We start from the raw sequence: 2,401 nt of genomic DNA on the forward strand, positions 1-2,401 counted from the left end.
TTCCTGCACGGACGCGCAACGCTCCGGGGTGCTCGTTCGCGCGAACGGCGCGCACCCCGTGACAGACCGTCTCGCGCGAACGAGCGCCCCGGCTCCAGGAGGGGTCTGGGGAACCACGGGGTTCCCCAGTCATGCACGCTCAACTGCCGCATCAGGCCATAGAAGCGGCGTACCGCACGTTCTGATTTACACCGCTATCTGTTTCGGACCTCGATTCCGGCGGCGACTAGGGCCGTGTGGATCTCGGTGAGGCTGCGGCGTCCGATGTTGCGGATCTCGTGGAGTTCGCCGCTTGGATCATGCGCATGAGGTCGTCGATGGTCCGTACCTCGTCGTGGTGAGGCTTCAGGGCGTTGGTGACCCTGACCGACAGGTTCAGGCATGGGAGGGGGCAGTGTGGCGAGTGCTCGTTGTGCCTCCGTGGCTCGTCGGCCAGGTGTTGCGTCGGCACCCTCGACCGCCGAATACGCCCCACCGACGACCCGGCCGACCCTCCCGTATCCGGGCACGCGCGGCGGCTCATCACCGAATGCCTCCGCCTGGGTGCCCTGGAGGAGTTCGCCGAGCTGCGGCTAACCGAGTGGGCTCACATGCTCGGCTTCCGCGGTCACTTCTCCACCAATCCCGGCGCTACTCGGTCACCCTCGGCCGCCTGCCCTTCGACGACGACCAGGTCCTCGTCATCGCGCACTGGCGCTACCTCGGCCAAGGCATGACCCCCGGCGAAGCGCTCCTCACCGCCGCCCTAACCGGCAAACCGCTGCCCGCACTCACCACCGATCAATGGAGTTCCGCGTGCCCAAGCTCCTGCTGACCGTCCCCGAAGCAGCCAAAGCCCTGGCCATCTCCCGCAGCAAGCTCTACGAACTCCTCGCCTCCGGCGCCATTCGATCCGTCCGGATCGACGGCTCACGCCGCTTCCCGCTCAACGCCCTCAACGCCCTCAACAACTACGTCAACGCCCTGATGGAAGAGGCTGCCTGATGACCGACTCCGCCAGCTCCGACACGCCACGCGAGCCGTCCAAGGGCAAGCCCAGCAAGACCGTGCCCAAGCTGCGTGACGGCGTCATGAAGCGCGGCAAGACCTGGTACTACGTCATCCGCGTGACCGCCCCTGAAACCGGCGTCTCCAAGCCGAATGGGTTGGCGGGTTCCGCACCGAAGACGACGCGAAAGAGGCCCGCGACGAAGCACGGGTCAAGGCGCGGCGCGGGGAGTACATCGACCGCAATGCCATCACCGTGGGCGACTACCTCGACGAGTGGCTCGACGCTCACGCGGTCGAGATCAAACCCAAGACCCTCGCCAACTACCGGCATCTGATCGAACAGCACGTCAAGCCGAACATCGGCGGCCTGCGACTTCAGGGCGTCCGGCCCGGCCAGCTCACCAAGCTCTACCGCGACCTCGTCACCACCGGAGGCAAGCGCGGTACCGGGCTCTCGCCTCGCACGGTCTCTCACGTGCACTCGGTGCTTCGGAAGGTGTTCGGCGATGCCGTCCGGGTTGATGAGCTGATCCCGTCCAACCCCACGGAGCGCGCTAAGCGGCCTCGGCTTCACCAGGAGGAGCCCGGGAAGGTCTGGACGCCCGCGCAGCTCCGGACGTTCCTCGACGGGGCAGGGGGACACCAGCTGTTCGCCTTCTACCGCCTGGCGGCCTACACGGGCGCGCGGCGGGGTGAGCTGCTCAACCTGCGGTGGCCTGACGTCGACCTCGACGGCCCGTCGGTCCACATCAAGGGCTCGGCCTCGTTCATCGCCGGCGAGCGCGTCGAGGGGACGACCAAGAGCGGCCTGTCCCGCGCCGTAAGCCTCGATCCCGGAACGGTCGAGGTCCTCAGAGCGCACCGCAAGCGCCAGCTCGCCGACAAGCTCAAGCTCGGCGAATCCTGGAAGGGCACGGAAGACGAGTACGTGTTCACCACCGGGTGGGGCGAGCCCGTCCATCCGGACACCGTGTCGTCCCTGATGGCCGTGCTGATCAAAGAGCACAACAACGGCGGTGAGGACGTCGAGCCGCTCCCCCATGCCCGGTTTCACGATCTCCGGCACGTCCACGCGACAACGTTGCTCCTGGCGGGCGTCCCCGTCCACGTGGTGGCCGCACGGCTCGGCCACGCTGACCCGGCCATCACGCTGAGGGTCTACGCCCATGTCGTCAACGAGCAGCTCGCCGAAGCAGCGACGATCTTCGCCGACAGGGTCGACAGGGTCGCGTAGGCGCTGCTGTTAGCAAACCCGTTAGCAAAGGGCGTCTTCCTTGGTCGGAAGGGGCCTTTGGGGTGGGAGCCGGCGAGGGGACTTGAACCCCTAACCTTCTGTTTACAAGACAGATGCTCTGCCAATTGAGCTACGCCGGCGGGCTCGTCCCGCATCGTAGTCGAAGCGGGGTGGGGC

Annotated in this window: 3 protein-coding genes and 1 tRNA gene; 3 read left to right on the plus strand and 1 reads right to left on the minus strand. The window is 66.9% G+C overall.

Annotated features, from left to right (window positions below):
* The first annotated feature begins 356 nt into the window (after positions 1-356).
* The 3 genes from E1293_RS50065 (at position 357) to E1293_RS46385 (ending at position 2,224) form a co-directional block, all read left to right on the plus strand.
* Positions 357-716 (plus strand): replication initiator, encoded by a 360-nt coding sequence (locus E1293_RS50065; protein ID WP_424923739.1) that lies wholly within the window; start codon positions 357-359, stop codon positions 714-716.
* 79 nt (positions 717-795) lie between these two features.
* A complete protein-coding gene (locus E1293_RS46380) occupies positions 796-984 on the plus strand; it encodes a helix-turn-helix domain-containing protein (protein ID WP_132206439.1) in 189 nt (62 codons plus the stop codon).
* Between the two features lie 259 nt (positions 985-1,243).
* Positions 1,244-2,224 (plus strand): tyrosine-type recombinase/integrase, encoded by a 981-nt coding sequence (locus E1293_RS46385; protein WP_243717569.1) that lies wholly within the window; start codon positions 1,244-1,246, stop codon positions 2,222-2,224.
* Positions 2,225-2,291: 67 nt separating this feature from the next.
* Here E1293_RS46385 and E1293_RS46390 read toward each other — a convergent pair.
* Positions 2,292-2,364, minus strand: a tRNA-Thr gene (locus tag E1293_RS46390).
* Positions 2,365-2,401: the final 37 nt, after the last annotated feature.

It is taken from the genome of Actinomadura darangshiensis, from assembly GCF_004349235.1.
Taxonomy (GTDB): Bacteria; Actinomycetota; Actinomycetes; order Streptosporangiales; family Streptosporangiaceae; genus Spirillospora; species Spirillospora darangshiensis.